1 protein-coding gene is annotated in these 576 nt (G+C 61.8%); it reads right to left on the bottom strand.

The annotated features are described in order from the left end of the window. On the bottom strand, positions 1-520 hold a 520-nt coding region (locus AC629_RS43795), incomplete at its 3' end, for a phage capsid protein (protein ID WP_143199938.1). Between the last annotated feature and the right edge of the window lie 56 nt (positions 521-576).

Below are 576 nucleotides of genomic sequence, written 5' to 3'. Positions count from 1 at the left end.
TCGTGGTGATGTTGCCGGCTTCCGCGTCCATCGCCTCGAAGATGATGCGATCGAAGCGGCGGCCGAGCGACATGGCGCCGGCTTCCTGGATCTTGCTGCGATACTCGACAGAGATCTTATCAGGCTCGCCGTGGCGCACCTCTTCGTAGAACTGCCAATCCGTCATATCGACGGTCTTGGTAGTCTTGCCGAGGTTCGCTGCCTTGGCGCGCTCCGGCGTCTTGCCGAACGGCTGCGCTTCGCCGCGACCCATGAAGAAGAATTCCAGCGTGTTGCCCTTGACGTCGACCGGCGGCGAGGTGGTGCCGCGCAGCAGGAAGCCTTCGGATTGCAGGAGATGTTGAACGCGGGTGTCGTACTGGATGGTGTACCAGTTGGGCGCCTCGATGCTGCCGACAACGGCGAAGCCGAGCGCGCCGGTGCTTGCCCACGAGACGTCATAACCGAGGAGAGAAGCCGCGGTGATTGCGAGGGCGAAGCCGATCGCGAACCGAACCGCCAAACGATTGTAGCGAGACATGGTTTTCGTCCTGATAAGGGTTTTGCGTTACCCGCTATCGGCCGATTGCCACGGCG

It is taken from the genome of Bradyrhizobium sp. NAS80.1 (assembly GCF_001908205.1).
GTDB lineage: Bacteria > Pseudomonadota > Alphaproteobacteria > Rhizobiales > Xanthobacteraceae > Bradyrhizobium.
This window is presented reverse-complemented; position numbering and strand designations above follow the sequence as displayed.